The sequence below is a fragment of the Paenibacillus sp. Z3-2 genome, assembly GCF_054161325.1.
In genome coordinates, this window is record NZ_CP096397.1 from 5,080,686 (window position 1) to 5,098,076 (window position 17,391).

Annotated in this window: 15 protein-coding genes; 1 reads left to right on the forward strand and 14 read right to left on the reverse strand. The window is 46.2% G+C overall.

The genetic code is table 11. The annotated features are described in order from the left end of the window. Nucleotides 1-10: 10 nt before the first annotated feature. From M1D71_RS22730 to M1D71_RS22790, 13 genes are all read right to left on the reverse strand, one after another. The gene (locus M1D71_RS22730) at nucleotides 11-676 is read right to left on the reverse strand and encodes a TetR/AcrR family transcriptional regulator (RefSeq protein WP_458123797.1); all 666 of its coding nucleotides are present in this window, start codon (nucleotides 674-676) and stop codon (nucleotides 11-13) included. 153 nt (nucleotides 677-829) lie between these two features. Further along, on the reverse strand, nucleotides 830-2,644 hold the full coding sequence (locus M1D71_RS22735) for an ABC transporter ATP-binding protein (RefSeq protein WP_458123798.1): 1,815 nt from the start codon (nucleotides 2,642-2,644) through the stop codon (nucleotides 830-832). Between the two features lie 79 nt (nucleotides 2,645-2,723). Beyond that, on the reverse strand, nucleotides 2,724-4,022 hold the full coding sequence (locus tag M1D71_RS22740) for an NCS2 family permease (protein WP_458123799.1): 1,299 nt from the start codon (nucleotides 4,020-4,022) through the stop codon (nucleotides 2,724-2,726). A 432-nt stretch (nucleotides 4,023-4,454) separates the two neighbouring features. Next, nucleotides 4,455-5,213, reverse strand: a complete 759-nt coding sequence (locus tag M1D71_RS22745) for a tRNA threonylcarbamoyladenosine dehydratase (RefSeq protein ID WP_336765245.1) — start codon at nucleotides 5,211-5,213, stop codon at nucleotides 4,455-4,457. Between the two features lie 18 nt (nucleotides 5,214-5,231). Next, nucleotides 5,232-7,010: an aspartate--tRNA ligase gene (gene aspS, locus M1D71_RS22750; RefSeq protein ID WP_458123800.1), complete on the reverse strand. Its 1,779-nt coding sequence runs from the start codon at nucleotides 7,008-7,010 to the stop codon at nucleotides 5,232-5,234. Between the two features lie 214 nt (nucleotides 7,011-7,224). Further along, the gene (gene hisS, locus M1D71_RS22755; RefSeq protein ID WP_017686789.1) at nucleotides 7,225-8,478 is read right to left on the reverse strand and encodes a histidine--tRNA ligase; all 1,254 of its coding nucleotides are present in this window, start codon (nucleotides 8,476-8,478) and stop codon (nucleotides 7,225-7,227) included. A 140-nt stretch (nucleotides 8,479-8,618) separates the two neighbouring features. Then, on the reverse strand, nucleotides 8,619-8,783 hold the full coding sequence (locus M1D71_RS22760; protein ID WP_458123801.1) for a hypothetical protein: 165 nt from the start codon (nucleotides 8,781-8,783) through the stop codon (nucleotides 8,619-8,621). A 286-nt stretch (nucleotides 8,784-9,069) separates the two neighbouring features. Beyond that, entirely contained in the window at nucleotides 9,070-10,338 is a 1,269-nt protein-coding gene (locus M1D71_RS22765; RefSeq protein WP_458123802.1) for an SEC-C metal-binding domain-containing protein, read from the reverse strand. Between the two features lie 475 nt (nucleotides 10,339-10,813). Beyond that, nucleotides 10,814-11,260 (reverse strand): hypothetical protein, encoded by a 447-nt coding sequence (locus M1D71_RS22770; protein WP_458123803.1) that lies wholly within the window; start codon nucleotides 11,258-11,260, stop codon nucleotides 10,814-10,816. A 104-nt stretch (nucleotides 11,261-11,364) separates the two neighbouring features. After that, the gene (locus tag M1D71_RS22775; protein ID WP_458123804.1) at nucleotides 11,365-11,871 is read right to left on the reverse strand and encodes a type 1 glutamine amidotransferase domain-containing protein; all 507 of its coding nucleotides are present in this window, start codon (nucleotides 11,869-11,871) and stop codon (nucleotides 11,365-11,367) included. Between the two features lie 238 nt (nucleotides 11,872-12,109). Beyond that, nucleotides 12,110-12,277 (reverse strand): hypothetical protein, encoded by a 168-nt coding sequence (locus M1D71_RS22780; RefSeq protein ID WP_458123805.1) that lies wholly within the window; start codon nucleotides 12,275-12,277, stop codon nucleotides 12,110-12,112. A 75-nt stretch (nucleotides 12,278-12,352) separates the two neighbouring features. Further along, complete coding sequence (gene dtd, locus M1D71_RS22785) at nucleotides 12,353-12,814, reverse strand: D-aminoacyl-tRNA deacylase (protein WP_458123806.1); 462 nt, start codon at nucleotides 12,812-12,814, stop codon at nucleotides 12,353-12,355. Nucleotides 12,815-12,826: 12 nt separating this feature from the next. Further along, nucleotides 12,827-15,004, reverse strand: a complete 2,178-nt coding sequence (locus M1D71_RS22790; protein WP_145324020.1) for a RelA/SpoT family protein — start codon at nucleotides 15,002-15,004, stop codon at nucleotides 12,827-12,829. Between the two features lie 374 nt (nucleotides 15,005-15,378). On the opposite strand from M1D71_RS22790, the gene uraA reads away from it, so the two are divergent. Next, nucleotides 15,379-16,695, forward strand: a complete 1,317-nt coding sequence (gene uraA / locus M1D71_RS22795) for a uracil permease (protein ID WP_458123807.1) — start codon at nucleotides 15,379-15,381, stop codon at nucleotides 16,693-16,695. Between the two features lie 155 nt (nucleotides 16,696-16,850). Here the strand turns inward: uraA and M1D71_RS22800 are convergent, their stop codons facing one another. Further along, complete coding sequence (locus M1D71_RS22800) at nucleotides 16,851-17,363, reverse strand: adenine phosphoribosyltransferase (RefSeq protein ID WP_145324024.1); 513 nt, start codon at nucleotides 17,361-17,363, stop codon at nucleotides 16,851-16,853. Nucleotides 17,364-17,391 lie beyond the last annotated feature (28 nt).

The window sequence follows — 17,391 nt, forward strand, 5'->3', positions numbered from 1 at the left end:
ATATGTATTTTTATTCCGCCTCCGCATACCCTCCCGTGCTGGCATGCCGATTCGTAATTCGCTGAATGAGTTGTTCGCTTACGATATCCGCTCCCAAGAGCTTCATCATGTGCTGTAGAAACTTGAGTCTCTCCAATGTCTGTGCCTGATCCCGTCCAAAAAGGAGAGGGTTAATCCAGATATTAACGAGCAGCATGAAGATTTCAGCGCACTCCAGCGGATATTCGACAGAAATCGATCCATCACTCTTGCCTTGCTCCATGATATTGGCAATAATTCGTGCGTCTTTTAGAACACCCTTCCTGATTCCACCAAGTACAAACTGTGGATTCTTGATCTGAGTGCTTAGAACCTGATCAATTGAGTTAGACTGAATTCCAGGATCAACGATAATATTTTCCAAAATACTGATGAGCTTCTGTCTGGCATTCGGAGCATGCGTGTTCTGGATGAGTTCCATAAACATGTCTTCTGCTCGCCCAAGCTCCTTTTCCATTACCGCACTAAGAATGTCCTCCTTGGACTTGAAATGATGATATATTGCGCCCTTAGACATGCCTAATTCATCTATAATGTCCTGAATGCTGGTCTTTTCGTATCCTTTTTTGGTAAACATCTGTGTTGAAACGACCAATATCTGATCCAGTGTCTGTTCAGGGTATTTATTTCTAGCCATAACTCCCTCCTTATACATACCAACGGTCGGTATCTATAATATAGAGTATGTTGGTTCTACTGTCAATATGAGGAATTTAGAAAAATAAAAAAGGACTTCCGTTGAATTACCTGAGCAGGTAATTACGAAAATCCTTCTTCAATATAACTAGTGTTACTCTTCGCTTCGTATTTTACCGCTACTAGTTCCCATGCCTTCATCCTCCTGAGCCACGAACTGTTTCTGAGCCAGTTCACGGTATACCTTATGATTGCTGATTAATTCCGCATGTGTTCCGGTTCCGGTAACATGTCCATGCTCCAATACAACAATCTGATCGGAATCCACAACTGTGGACAATCGGTGCGCGATCACGATTGTGGTTCTGCCCTCCATCAGATTGGACAAAGCCTGTTGTACTTCATACTCAGAGGTGCTATCCAGACTGGATGTCGCTTCATCCAACATGAGAATATCCGGACTGCGCAATAAGGCACGAGCAATAGCAATCCGCTGACGTTGGCCCCCGGATAACTTGATTCCTCTCTCACCCACTTCCGTGTCATAACCCTGTGGCAGCTTGTCGATAAAATCGGCAGAATAGGCCATCTCAGCAGCTCGCCGGATCTCATCCATCGTAACTTCACGATCCAATCCGTACGTGATGTTGTCTTTGATTGTGCCTGCCATAAGCGGACTTTCCTGTGATACATACCCGATCTTGCTTCGCCAAGAGGCCAAAGAATAATCCGTTATCGCTTGTCCTCCATATGAAATGTAGCCTGAATCTGGCATATAGAACTGCTCCATCAAAGAGAACAGCGTTGATTTGCCGCTACCGCTTGGACCGACAATCGCCGTCACTTTGCGTGTAGGTACCGTCAGATTTATTCCGTGCAACACTTCCTCACCTGTAACATAGGAAAAGTGTACATCATGGAATGCAATCGTCTCATTTCCTTTTGGAGCTACCTTGGTACTGTCATGCGGCTCTTCCTCATCGGCAAGGATAGCTTGTATGCGCTCCGTTGCACCTACAACTTTTTGCAAACGGGAGTATAGCGTCGTGAATTGTCCCATTGGCATAATGACCTGGAATAAAAGCAGAATGAATGCTACCAATTCACCAGGTGACAACATGCCAGAAGCTACACGCATTCCCCCCACACCCAGAATAACGACCAACACCGCAGTCATGACAAATGTAAACAAAGGACCGATCAGCGCAAGGATACGTGCCTCTTGCAAGCCAAAAGCAAACATTTTACGAATCCGCGAATCTCCTGCTTCTGATTCCTGTTTCTCCGTTCCATAGGCTTTCACCAAGCGGATCTCACCAATAACCTGACTAAGTACAGACGTAAGACCTGCCATCTCGTCCTGTTGTTTCTTGGAGATCTTGTACATTTTCTTCCCGACCGGCAACAAAATCAACAGCGTAAGTGGTACCAGACTCAGGATAATGAGCGACATCACCCAATCCAAGTAAAATAGTAACGCCACGCCACCTACAACAGCGACAATGTTGGATACAAAGGAAACCAGATAATCCGCGATCAACGTCATGATCTGACTTGTATCATTCGTAATCCGGCTCATCGTATCGCCCGTGCGATTGCGATCGAAATATGGCATTCGCAGCGACAATACCTTGTTCCACAGCTTGGTACGAAGCGTTGCGACCACACGTTGTCCGGCGTAATTTAACATATAAATACTGATGCCCGAGGCAATTGCCTGGATCACAAATGCCCCAAGCAATAACAAAATAACAGATTTGTTTAGTGCCGAAGTAGTAAGTCCATCAATCAGACCTTTGGTCATCAATGGCACGATCAGTCCGGCTGTTGTTTGAATCAGGGTTAAGATGAGGGCCAGAATCAGGATCAGTTTTGGCGGGTTCGTAGAAGCGATAAGCTTGACGAAATCCTTAAACCCCTTTTTTCCTACCTTCGGTTCATTCTGCCCTGCTTGTTGCTGCTCTTCCATTCCCGTTCCTCCCGTTCTCCATCTGCTCACCAGAGATCATACGTATGAACTTACATGACGTTCCCTCTGCCTTCTCTTATTACAAAACGCCATGCAACACAAAATTGGCTAAAAAGAGAATGGAAATGCCATACATGACCACAGGCACCTGTTTCCCTTGACCTGCTGCCAGCTTCGCTAATGGATAGGCAATAAATCCAAACGCCATACCGTCCACGATGCTATATGTAAATGGAATCATGACCATGATTAGAAATGCTGGGAAAGCCTCTGTAAAGTCACCAAAGTCCATATCCTTCACACCTTGCACCATCAGGCCACCAATAATGATTAAAATGGGTGCAATCGCACTGTCTGGAATATAACCGAGCAGCGGGATGAAGAAGAAGGTCGCCCCAAACAAAACGGCTGTAACGAGCGGAGTTAACCCTGTGCGTCCACCTGCCGCAATCCCGGCTGTAGTCTCGGCTGCGGCAACTGGAGGACTACTTCCGAATACGCCTGCCAGCACGGTACTAATCGATAGGGCGCGCAGACTTCCTTTGAACCGCTCCGGACGACCAATCATCTGTGTCTGAGCTGTAATTAATCCGATATTTTCGAACACCACAATCAGCAGTAGCAAAAATACCGCAATCCAGAACGCTACATCAGCCAGCTTCACCAAAGACAATTCGCCAAACAAGCCGCCGTATTGACGCAGCGCATCCATCGCTGATACGGATTCACCCGGGTTCACTGCTCCAAGTACATAGGCAAGGCCTGTCCCGATCAGAATACTGATGAGAAGTCCGCCCTGTACATTCCGTATAAATAAAATCAAGGCAAGCACCAGCGTAACGCAGGCTGTAATGACATTCGGATCATTGAAGTGCCCAATCGCGACAAACGTGGTCTGGTGTGCGATGACAATTCCACTTTTTTGCAAACCAATGAATGTGAGGAACAAGCCAATCCCCACCGTAATCCCGTGCTGCAGATTCTTTGGAATCGCTTCGCTGATCATTTTGTATAGTGACGTAAACGCAACAATGGCAAACAGTATACCTGTAACGGTTACCACGGCCAACGCTTCTTGCCAGCTTAATTTCATCGAGTGTACAAGTGTATACGTGAAAAATGCATTAATCCCCATTCCAGGCACAACAATAATCGGTGATTTCCCGCCAAATGCCATGAGCAAACAGCCTGCAATGGACGTTAGCAGGGTTCCAACCATGGCGGCCTGCAAGGGCATTCCGGCATCGGAAAGAATTGTAGCATTGACCATAACGATATAGACCACGGCAAAATAGGAGATGGCTCCCGCCACAACTTCCTTTTTCCACTGGTCTCCTGGCTCCATGCCAAGACGTCTGGTCATCCATCCGTGTTTCATTTCGTTCTATTCCCCTCTCTATATATAAATTCAACTAAAGAATGTTTACACTTGCCACTCCGATGACAGAATAACCTTCCGATCGCTGTTATCCCCAGATTTTTTTGCATTTCCTTCTCCAAAGGGAAAATCTGGTGATAAAGGCGAACGCTTCGCTTCTCCAGCTTTTTTCTGTCCTCTCCGTTCTCGTGTAAAAAGTTAAGTTGAACCTATATGCCGCAAATTCTTTATGTATGTATCATCATTTCGCGCAGCAATCAATATCATACACGGTTTTCACTTTGAAGTACATGACGTAGCTCTGACACTTATGCGGGGATGTAGTTCGGCTATCATGGACGATTGACGTCCGATTGCTTTGAGTTCGAAGTATGATCACACAAAAAAGCGCAGATGCCTTGTCGGCATCCACGCTGTTCTGTTGGCAGCATATTACTGCTGCTTGTTCTCTGCAATTTCTAACAAATCCTTAACGGCAACACTGACCATAATCAGTCCGGCTACCGGAGGTACGAATGCGTTACTCGCAGGTGGTTGTTTGGCCTTGCGAATTTCCGGTGCATTCTCGGGAACAATCTTCTCTGTAACATCAGCACGCGGTTTCATCGGCTTTTCAGTTGAGAAGACCACTTTCACACCTTTTTTGATGCCGTCTTTGCGAAGTGTCGTGCGTACAACACGAGCAATCGGGTCCATGGTCGTTTTCGAAATATCTGCAACCTGGAATTTCGTCGGGTCCATTTTATTTGCCGCACCCATACTGGAAATCATCGGAATTTTACGTTTCAGGCACTCTTTAATGAGATGGATTTTGTAGATAATCGTGTCGGATGCATCCAGCACATAATCCAGTTCATATTTGAATAATTCTTCATACGTTTCTTCCGTGTAAAACATATTCAGGGCAATCGCATCACATTCCGGATTGATCAGTTTCACACGTTCCACCATCAGATCCGCTTTTTTCTGCCCTACAGTTGTGGTCAGAGCATGAATCTGGCGGTTAATGTTGGTGATATCCACTACGTCTTTATCAATCAGGATGATGCGACCTACACCGCTGCGGGCAAGAGCTTCTACAGCAATACCACCTACACCGCCAATACCGAGCACGGCTACTGTACTATTCTTCAATGTGTTCAGACCTTCAGGTCCGATCGCAAGTTCTGTTCTTGAAAATTGATGGAGCATTGAGAATCGATGCCTCCTTTATTTCTTTTCCGCTACCGGTTTGCGGGCTACACGGATGTGAAGTTGTTCCAATTGAGAATCATCCACTTCGGAAGGTGCATTCATGAGCAGATCCGTTGCACTTGCCGTTTTCGGGAAGGCAATCGTTTCACGCAGATTCGTGCGACCCGCCAGCAACATCACAAGACGGTCCAGACCAAAGGCAATACCACCATGCGGTGGAGTTCCATATTCGAATGCTTCCAGCAGGTAACCGAATTTCTCATTGGCTACTTCTGGTGAGAGTCCAAGGGCAGCAAACATTTTCTCTTGAACATCACGTTTGTAGATACGCATCGAACCGCCACCTACTTCATAACCATTGAGAACAAGGTCATAGGCTTGAGCTCGGATTGCACCCGGATCTGTGTCGAACAGATGTACATCTTCGTCTTTTGGACGTGTGAACGGATGGTGTTCTGCCACATAACGCTTGGCATCTTCATCATATCCAAGGAGTGGGAAGTCCACAACCCAAGCAAATTTGAATTTGCTGTCATCGATCAGTCCGAGTTGACGGCCGATTTTCAGACGCAATGCGCCCAGAACGTCAGCAACCACTTTTTTGGTGTCTGCGGAGAAGAGCAACAAATCGCCTTCTTCAGCACCTGTACGTTCTTTGACTGCTTCGATTTCTTCAGGCGTGAAGAACTTCACGATTGGCCCTTTGAACTCGCCGTCTTTCACTTGAATCCAAGCCAGACCTTTCGCACCGTAACGTGCAGCAAATGGTCCGAGATCATCGATCTCTTTACGGCTCCATGTACCACAGCCTTTGGCGTTCAGCACTTTCACTTCTCCACCTTTTTCGATGACAGAAGCAAATACTTTTACACCACTGTTGGCTACGATATCGTTCATTTCAACCAGTTCCATACCAAAACGCAGATCTGGTTTGTCTGAACCGTATTTCCCCATCGCATCCGCATACGTAATCCGTTGGAAAGGCAGTTCCAGCTCAATACCTTTCGTTTCACGTAGCAATTTGGCCATCAGTTCTTCCATCATTGGCAGCAGGTCATCCTGTTGCAGGAAGGAAGTCTCGATGTCGACTTGAGTGAATTCTGGTTGACGGTCTGCACGCAGATCCTCATCCCGGAAACAGCGAGCGATCTGATAATAACGCTCAACTCCACCCACCATCAGCAATTGTTTGTAGATTTGTGGGGATTGTGGCAAGGCGAAGAATTCACCTTCATGCACACGGCTCGGTACGAGATAATCACGCGCACCTTCCGGGGAGCTCTTGGTCAGGATCGGTGTTTCCACTTCAACGAACTCTTCTCCGTCCAGGTAGTCACGGAACACTTTGGATGCTTTGGAACGCAGTTTCAGTGTTTCGAACATTTCAGGACGACGCAGATCCAGGTAACGATATTTCAAACGAAGGGATTCGTCGACTTCGACACCATCTTCAATGAAGAATGGCGGTGTTTTGGCCGCGTTCAGTACTTCGATTTCTGTAATTTGAACTTCAATTTCGCCTGTAGGCAGGTTTTTGTTAACAGTCTCTGCATCACGTTTAACGACTTTACCCGTTACAGCGATAACATACTCGCTACGTACGCGATCTGCGATTTGCAGAGCTTCACCGGAGTAAGCCGGGTTAAAGACAACTTGTACAATCCCGCTGCGATCACGCAGGTCGATGAAGAGTACGCCCCCCAAGTCACGGCGGGTCTGAACCCAACCGTTCAATGTTACTGTTTCACCGATGTGTGCGGGTGTTAATGCGCCGCAATGATGACTTCTTTTCATAACCAAACTCCTCATTATGTGAATTTCCGTTCTGTGTGGGCAGTTCGTGCCTGCTCTTTAACAGCCCGGTTGCTGTAGACCATGTATTCGAAAAGGCATGTTGCCTCTTGCCCGCCAACTTTTCCGATTCGTCGGAATCGCCGGTGAACCTCAGCAATTTTGCCGGATCAATTGTTTTACTTGAATGTTTTATACTTATTGTTACACTTCGTGCTTATTTACCTTCGCGTATAGCCGCTACCAGATCATCAAGCTTCACGGTTTGTTGTTCACCTGTATCCATCGACTTGAGGGCAATCTCACCACGCTCCAGCTCGTCATCACCAAGGATGGCAGTATAGCGGGATTTGAAACGGTCAGCTGATTTCATCTGTGCTTTCATCTTGCGGCCCAGATAATCGCGTTCACCAGACAGTCCAGACTGACGAAGTTTGAACAACAAACGGTTCACTTCACGATCAGCTGCCTCTCCCAGAGCAACAAAGTACACATCCAGTGGAGCCAGTGTAGTAACCTCAATGTTTTGGTGTTCCAGAATCAGTTGAATGCGCTCCAAGCCAATACCGAAGCCGATGCCAGGCTGATCAGGTCCGCCGATATCCCCAACGAGACCATTGTATCGGCCGCCACCACCAACCGTATCAATCGCTCCAATACCTTGGGCTTTTAATTCAAAAGCAGTCAGCGTGTAGTAATCCAAGCCACGTACCAGACGATTATTCACAGCATAATCTACTCCGAAATCATCCAGGTATGCCTGCAGCTTGGCAAAGTGATTCAAAGACTCTTCATCCAGGCTATCTAGTATGGACGGTGCCCCTACGAATTTGTCCTGATCGACTTTGCAGTCGAGTACACGCAGTGGATTGCGCTCCATGCGGGACTGGCAGTCCTTGCAAAGACTGTCTTTCATCGGTCTGAGGAACCCGAGTAATGTCTCACGGTATTCTGCACGGCTGGTTGAGTTACCCACGGAGTTGATCTCCACTTTGACATCCTTCAAGCCGAGCTCTACGCACAACTGGTAGCCCAGTGCGATCACTTCCGCATCAATCGCCGGATCCAGCGCACCGATGGCTTCTACACCAAACTGGTGGAACTGACGCTGACGGCCTGCCTGCGGACGCTCATACCGGAACATCGGACCGATGTAATAGAGTTTGCTCACATCCGGTTCACCATAGATTTTGTTCTCTACATACGCGCGGACAACACCCGCTGTTCCCTCCGGACGGAGAGTCATGCTGCGATTGCCTTTGTCGTCAAAGGTATACATTTCTTTCTCAACAATATCCGTAGTCTCTCCTACACCGCGTACAAATAAAGAAGTCTGTTCGAAGATCGGTGTACGAATCTCACGGTAATTAAACCGTCGACATAGATCTCGTGCTTTTTCTTCTACATACTGCCACTTCTCGACAACTCCAGGCAGTAAGTCCTGCGTTCCAGTCGGTTTTTGAAAAGCCATCTTGATCCCTCCAGCATTGATTTTCTCTATATAACAAAAAAAACCCTCGCCCTGTCGCTGTATACAGCAAACAAAGGGACGAGAGATTGTGTAATATACATTCACCCGTGGTACCACCCACATTCCGGAACCCTGACACTTTAGCCGTTCAGGTTCTTCTGATGATCTAGATTGTCAAACTCCCCTGGATCAAGCAGATATTCCGCTCTACGTGTAACGCACGTCCTGCGCAGGCCAGCTACTGTCAACAGATCAAGTCTGCTGTGTTCGCTGTCTGTTCTCGGGGAAGTCATTCGTCCGCTCATCAAGAGAATCCTTACAGCCTGGGGATTCCTCTCTGGTCATGTGGGCACGGAGTACTTGGTCCCGTCATCAAATCAATAATATAGTTCAAGAAACGACTTTAATTGACTATAGTCAACGTATTATTTTCTGATTGTAATGAACCGCAGTACTAAAGTCAAGGGTTAACACGAAAAGACAACACAAAAAAATTACTCATACGCCTTACGGGATAGAGAGTCCACAGAAATCTCTGCTAATAGAAGCTGGATTCCTCCAATGAATTCCAACCTCTATAGCTTCGTAACTCTATTGTTTCAGCATCCACTTCAGTAGATCCGGCGCGCTCGCCCATAGACGGGAGTGCATAATGACATACTCAATTGCTTCGTTGGAGTCGCCTCTTCCGACAAAATCAGGGAGGTTATGCGGCAGCCTCTTCAAACCCAACAGGTAATCAGGCACATGCTTGTTCACACCCCGGGCCGCACGGTACAGCATTTTGAGCTGGGAGGTGATTCCGTTCTTCTTATACTCCAGAATGATCTGGTCATAAGCAAAGGCAGTAGCGGCTTCACCTTTTCCATGCTTCTTCAGCAATTGCTCTGCCTGATCCAATTGGTTGCTGTACAAATACACAGCAGCGAGCAGGTAACGTGCTCCGGTATTGTCTTCCGTATTAAGCTCCAGAATATGCTCCAGGATTTGTGCCGCTTCTTTGGCATCTCCGCCAAACCAGCAGGATTCGGCGTAGCTTTTGCATATCCGGATATAGGGGCGAGTCTCATGAAGCCCCCAGAAGTGCCCTTTGTTCTTCTCAAAGAACAGTTCGCCCAGTTCGCGTTCGCCAGCAGCGATTCCGGCCTTAAGGTACGCCCGTGCATCCTGCTCATTGTCCGATTCCTCAGCCAGAATAAGATACGCCTCAGGGCTGTCAGGATAAATCTCCAGCACCGTTTCGGCCAGCTGTATTTTGCGTTTGGTAGAGCTGGCTTCCATCGCCTTATGCAGCAGAGCCTGCGCTTTTTCCTTCGGTGTGCCTGGGCCGTTCAGCATCATCAGCTCGTCCGTTTCGCCGCCCATACCGTATTCTTCGATGTAATTAAACATCTCCTTAATCTTTCGGGAGATCGTTCCTGTCGTTACCTCATATTTAGAGGCCAGCTCAGCCTTTGAGACATTGAAGCCGTATTCCTCCGACAGCAAATACTCAATTGCGGCACAGAACGAGCCTGTCTTCTTCACAGTAGGACGGGTCTGGCGAGAATATCCGTTCCATAGCACCAGAGCTTCCAAAATCAACTCCTGTTCATATTGGTCCTTCATGTTCTCAATAAGCTGCAGAGCCAACTGTTCATGAGTCGGATGCTCCCATTTCAGTTCGCGCTCCACCATCTTTTTCAGCTTGGTCAGGGTCAGCTTGCTCTCAAGCTGAGCCGAGGTTTCCTGAACAGGCTGCTCCGTTGATATCAGTTGCAGTATGGATTCTACCGCAGAGGCCTCCTTGCCCAGACAGCATTTCTTATATTTTTTGCCGCTTCCGCATGGGCATATATCATTTCTTCCAACCTTACTCAAAACTAATTCCTCCTTAAATCTGTCACCAGCCATTCGAATGAGGACACTCTTGCTATAGTATGATAGGTGTCATTTTCTCAAACGAGGCATTCTATATAACTTACAATGTTTCTTGAACATACTGATGTTTATGAATAAAATCGGCTTTAGATTATTCAAAATCCATTTCTCTATTCTAGCAAAAATTTATATAAAGGGGTAAACTTCGCTTCACTTCCCTCAAAACATATACATTCTCATCCAAAAAAATAGCCTGCACACGGTGTGCAGGCTCAAAGGATATATAAAAAAAGGGGGTCATGTGTGTTATTATAAGCCCACTATGTTAAAGGCTTATGTAACTAATATTACAGTAATATTACAAAAATGATAGCGCTTTATAATTAGGTTTTTTAATATACTCACGCTTAAAAAGCCCTTGCACATCGCTCGACTGTATAGTCAAGCAGTGCAAGGGCTAAGAAGTATCTACACGTTAATTCAACTCTTCCACATAGGCATGGTTCGAACGAAGCTTATGAACAATCTCGTCATAATCCTCATCCCTTACTTTGGCAGACAAAACATAATGCAGATCATCATAATCGGCCGAGGACACGTCCGCAGCATCAAGCATGTCACCATCCTCATTCACTCTGTCACGAGAATCTCGTTCTGTATCACGATCCACATTGGCTACTACAGGGATCACATTTTCGCTGGCTGGAACACCTGGGGCAGCACCCACACCCATTGCCCCGTTGGTGCCTACACCACCTGCTGTATTATATGGCACCAATGGTACCATCACACGTGTGTCTCTGCCAACCGCACTATCCAGTTGACCTACTTCCAAATGCTCTGTACGGAACGTCTGAAGAGAAGTTCTTGCTTCTTCTGCCTCGTCTTCGGTTCGAAAATACGCCTGAATATGTTTTGTCATATCAAACCCTCCTTTTTCGGAATAAAATGCAACGCGAACTTTGTAAACTTCACGATGTAACGTAGTTAAGATACATCCATGTATGTCAGTTAAACTTCGTTAAGTTAAATAACTTTTAGCAGTTCCCGCACAAACGCGGGCTCATCTTCAGGCGTTCGGGATGTAATAAAATTTCCATCCACTACAGCCTCATGATCTTTGAACTCTGCTCCTGCGTTCACCATGTCATCTTTAAGTGGCGGATAGGACGTAATGGTTCGTCCTTTCAACAGATTGGCACTGGCCAGAATCTGTGGACCGTGACAGATCGCTGCGATTGGTTTCTTCGCACTGTTGATCTCGGTAACGAATTTCAGAATGTTTGCATCACTCCGCAAATTCTCAGGGGATGATCCACCAGGAATTACGACTGCATCATAATCTGAAGAGGATACATCAGCGATCGCCTTATCTGTAGTATAGGAGGCCTTTCCTCCCTTACCTTTAAGAGTCTCACCGGCTTTTAATCCGATAATCTCCACTTCATGACCAGCTTTCTTCACCTCGTCATACGGAACCTGCATCTCCGAATCTTCAAAGTCATTCGCCAATAAAAAAGCAACTTTACTCATAACGTATGTTCTCCTTTCCGTGTTCGAACTTTCTTTAGGAATCGGGTCTTGGTCTTGCAGTACATTGGCACTTCGTTGTGCCTCATTTTGTTATTACCCTCACCAGAGCAATTTATAACAACTCCATTTGTATTCACTGATGCAAATTGCACAAGTTAAGGCTAGAAAACAAATAATACACAACAAAAAGTCCTGATTCGATAACGAGCCAGGACTTTTTTTATATCTGTGTAAACACTCAAGATCGCGGAAGATGATTTTGCTTCCCTTTGTCCGAATCCTGAAGTGCCCAGATCGTTGCAACACATTCAGCAGCGGCACGGGCAAGGTGTAATGATTCATACAGGTTTCCAGGAAATACCAAAGGTTCCGTACGCGTACGTGTTTCTTTTGCAGATTGGCGCATAATAGGGTGGATACTCCTTTGATTAATAAGTAGTCATCAACGAATTATCCTTATTATGGCCTGTACTCCATGAAATTATGCACGCGGTTCCTGACGAATCGGACTTTCAAGCATCAAAGTCACGGGTCCCCAGTTGGTAAACGACACATCCATCATCGCTCCGAAACGGCCGGTTTCAACCCGAATACCTTTCTCACGCAACAGTTGATTAAACGTTTCATACAACAGTTCTGCCGCTTCGGGTCGGGCCGCGGCCGCAAAGCTTGGACGTTTCCCTTTACGACAATCCCCGTACAGGGTGAACTGGGAAACAGACAGCACAGCACCGCCTACATCAAGCAGACTGAGGTTCATCTTCTCCTGCTCATCCTCAAAAATCCGTAACCCACTAATTTTGTCAGCCAGATACTGAGCATCCTTCTCGGTGTCCTCGTGGGTAATGCCCACGAGCAGCATTAATCCGGATTCGATCTTACCCGTCAGCTCGTCTCCCACGGTAACCTGAGCCTCTTTACAGCGTTGTACAAGCACCCTCATCTTACAGGCTCCTTACTGCATAATCCGATGCACCGAATAGACATCTTTCACCCGTTTGATCCGTTCTACAACGGATTGCAGATGATCCGTATTACGAATCAGAATGGTCACGTGCACCAATGCTAATTTATTTTTGTCTGTCCGTCCCGTGACGGCAGAAATATTTGTCTTACTCTCGGAAACAGCCTGAAGCACCTCATTGAGCAATCCATTGCGGTCATGGCCTGTAATCTCAATATCTACACTGTAGTTGGCTTCAATATTCTCTTCCCACTCGACCTCGATAACACGAGCTGCTTCTTCTCCATCTGCACTTGACGGGATATTCGGACAGTCACTCCGGTGAACAGAAACGCCACGTCCCCGTGTAACATAACCGATGATATCATCCCCAGGTACAGGATTACAGCACCGTGCAAAACGAACAAGCAAGTTATCAATGCCTTTGACACGAATGCCATTGGTTGGACGATTTTTGCGTTCAGGAGCAGGCTTCAGCTCGCGCATCTCGGAATTCAATTCCAGCAAACTGGATTCTTCCTGCTCTTTACGCAATTTCTCGGTTGCTTTGGTCACGATCTGTGCAGCGGTAATCCCACCGAATCCAACAGCCGCAAGCATATCCTCGATATCGTTAAAGGCATACTTTTTGGCAGCTTCCATCAACTTGTCATCCGTCATCCACGCAGAAGGATCAAGCCCCATGCGTTTCAGTTCACGTTCACAGCTCTCCCGACCTTTTTCAACGTTTTCTTCACGGCGTTCCTTTTTGAACCATTGCTTGATCTTCGCTCGTGCATGAGAAGATTTCGCAATTTTCATCCAGTCTTGGCTCGGTCCGTAAGAATGTTTGGACGTCAAAATTTCGATGATATCGCCTGTCTTCAGATGGTAATCAAGCGGAACAATTCGACCATTCACTTTGGCACCAATGGTGCGATTACCAACCTCCGTATGGATTCGGTAAGCAAAATCCAGAGGAACAGAGCCAATCGGCAATTCGATAACTTCTCCTTTTGGCGTAAATACAAATACCAAATCAGAGAAGAAATCCATTTTAAGCGATTCTACAAATTCTGACGCATCCTGTGCCTCGTTTTGAAGTTCAAGAATTTCACGAAAGAACGTAATTTTATCTTCAAAATGATTTCCATTCGCAGCGCCTTCTTTGTAGGCCCAGTGAGCAGCAATACCAAATTCGGCAGTCCGGTGCATATCCCATGTCCGAATCTGAACTTCCGTTGGTTCACCATTGGGACCAACTACCGTTGTATGCAACGATTGATACATATTCGCCTTAGGCATTGCAATATAGTCCTTAAAGCGTCCAGGCATCGGTTTCCATAGCGTGTGTATAATGCCCAAGGTAGCATAACAATCCTTGATATTATCCACAATAATACGGATGGCAAGCAGGTCGTAAATTTCGTTAAACTGCTTGTTTTTAGTGGTCATTTTCTTGAACACGCTGTAGATATGTTTCGGGCGGCCTGAAAGGTCTGCCTGAATTCCCATCTCATCGAGCTTGTTCGTAATTCCGTCCATAACCGTATCAATATATTGCTCACGTTCCGCACGCTTTTTGTGCATCAGGTTCGCAATGCGGTAGTACTGCTGCGGATTCAAATAACGGAGGGCGATGTCCTCCATTTCCCATTTGATTGCAGAGATACCCAACCGGTTCGCAATCGGACAGAAAATCTCCAGCGTCTCATAAGAGATCCGGCGCTGGCTTTCTTCCGACTGAAACTTGAGTGTCCGCATATTGTGCAGACGGTCGGCCAATTTAATCACGATGACACGGATGTCCTGCGCCATGGCGATGAACATTTTGCGGTAGTTCTCGTTCTGCTGTTCTTCCTTGGAGCGAAACTGAATACGTTCCAGCTTCGTCAAGCCGTCAACAAGCATGGCACACGTATTGCCGAAATGATTGCGGATTTCTTCAAGTGAAACCGTAGTATCCTCTACTACATCATGAAGAAGCGCTGCTATTATGGAGATGGTGTCCATCTGCATGTTCACAACAATGTCGGCAACCGCAAGCGGATGCAGAATATACGGTTCTCCCGATTTTCGCGTCTGTCCATGGTGGGCCTGATCAGCAAATTCGTAAGCTTCTCGTATGCGCACCAGATCGGGTTCTTTGATATATGCCCCAGCCTTCTCGAGTAATTGCTCTATGCCCATTCTGATCTGTTCCGTGTCCTTTCTATACCAAATGGAACCCGTGACAATGTCTCAACACAGGTTCCCCGTAAAAGTAATTTCCTATAATTATGACGCTTCGCCCGTTTCCCGTCAACTACTGACGAATAAGAGTACTTATCCAATTTTTATATTGATGATCTGCACTACTTCTAAGTACTTCCCCCTAAGAGCGACAAGTGATTGAAGATGTTTCTTAATTATTATGTATTATTGCCGTTATTTGCTGAAATAGAAGGAAATTTCATGAAAATATAAATTCTATCGCGGTGCTACGTCAAAAATGTTATTGCTTAATTAGGAGAAACTCTGTAATCTATTGAAAGTTTGTGTTTCGGAAAAGGAGATGAAATTCATTGCAACGCGAAATTCAGGTTAATCAAAAGATGCCACTCGGCTCAGGTTCACTGCTTAGCCTTCAGCATTTGTTCGCCATGTTTGGTAGCACGGTGCTTGTACCGAACCTGTTCGGTGTCGACCCTAGTATGATATTGCTGATGAACGGAATTGGAACCCTGTTGTACATACTGATGTGTAAAGGAAAAATTCCCGCCTATCTGGGTTCCAGCTTTGCTTTTATTGCTCCTGTCACTTCAGTGTTAAAAACACATCCAGAGAACGGCTACTCCATGGCTCTTGGAGCTTTTATAATAACAGGAATTGTTTTCTGCCTTGTAGCTCTTATTGTGAAATATGCGGGAACAGGCTGGATTAACGTGGTATTCCCACCGGCAGTTATGGGCGCCATTGTTGCCCTCATTGGTCTTGAACTTGTACCTGTTGCAGCTGGTATGGCCGGATTAATTAATTCCGATCCTGTAGCTAATCCCAACTGGATTCCTCAGGCGAAACCTATTATACTCTCCATGGCCACGCTCGGGATCACTGTCATTGGTGCCGTAACATTCCGTGGATTCCCCAAAATCATTCATATTCTAATCGGTATTGTAGTGGGTTATATCCTTGGTTATTCTATGGGCCTGGTTGATAAACAGGCTATTGGAAACGCTGATTTCCTCTCACTGCCAACCGTGACTACACCTACATTTGACTGGTCTGTTGTCTTCACCATTTTGCCTGTAGCGCTTGTGGTTATCGTAGAACATATTGGACATTTGCTTGTAACAAGCAGCATCGTAGGCAAAGATCTGTCCAAAGACCCTGGGCTTCATCGTTCCCTGCTTGGTAACGGCGTATCCACCATTCTGTCCGGGTTTGTAGGATCAACCCCGAATACAACCTATGGTGAGAACATCGGTGTTATGGCTCTGACTCGGGTATACTCCACATATGTTATTGGAGGCGCAGCGGTTATTGCAATTGTACTCTCCTTCTCAGGAACATTCTCGGCGCTTGTAGCCAACATTCCTGTACCCGTTATGGGTGGCGTATCCCTGCTTCTGTTCGGGGTAATTGCCGCATCCGGTCTGCGTATTCTGGTTGAACAGAAAGTTGACTTTGCCAAACCAACCAATCTGCTTCTTACTACACTTGTACTGGTCATCGGACTGAGTGGTACAGAAGTTATTTTCTACGGCGTTCATCTAAAAGGGATGGCACTCGCAACCATCGTTGGAATCCTGATGAGCTTGTTGTTTAAGTTGTTTGAAGTGCTGGGTTGGTTGAATGAAGACTCCAGAAAACAGCCTATCACTGAAAAAACGCCCGATTAATTCTTTCACATATATAGCAAAAAAAGCCTGTTCTCTTCAACCTTAACGGATGAAGGAACAGGCTTTTTGATAATCATTAATGCTGTATATTATTTCCCGGGAAACGGGGAAAGCAATTCATGTTTCATCACAGCAGTGCGTGTGGAGATTTAAGCTTAATAGTTCATCAATGTGAATACATCGATTTCGGGCAATTTAGAACGACCGTTCAGATCAGACAGTTCGATCAGGAAGGCAGCACCGACAACTTTTCCGCCCAACTGTTCAATCAAGTTGATGGAAGTAGCAATCGTTCCACCCGTTGCGAGCAGATCATCTGCGATCAGGACATTTTGACCTTTCTCAATCGCATCTGTGTGCATTGCGAGTGTATCCTTGCCATACTCGAGATCATAACCGACTTCAATCGTCTCTCCAGGCAGTTTTCCACTTTTGCGAATCGGTGCAAAGCCGACACCAAGAGCGTACGCCAGAGGGGCGCCCACAACGAAACCACGTGCTTCAGGTCCAGCAATGACGTCAATTTTGAGATCAGAAACCATCACTTTCAGTTCATTGATCGCATTGCGGTACATTTCTCCATCTTTCAACAATGTCGTAATGTCCTTAAAGCTGATTCCCGGTTGTGGAAAGTCAGGAATGACACGAATATAATCTTTAAAATCCAAAATAATCTCCTCCTAAAATAAATACACA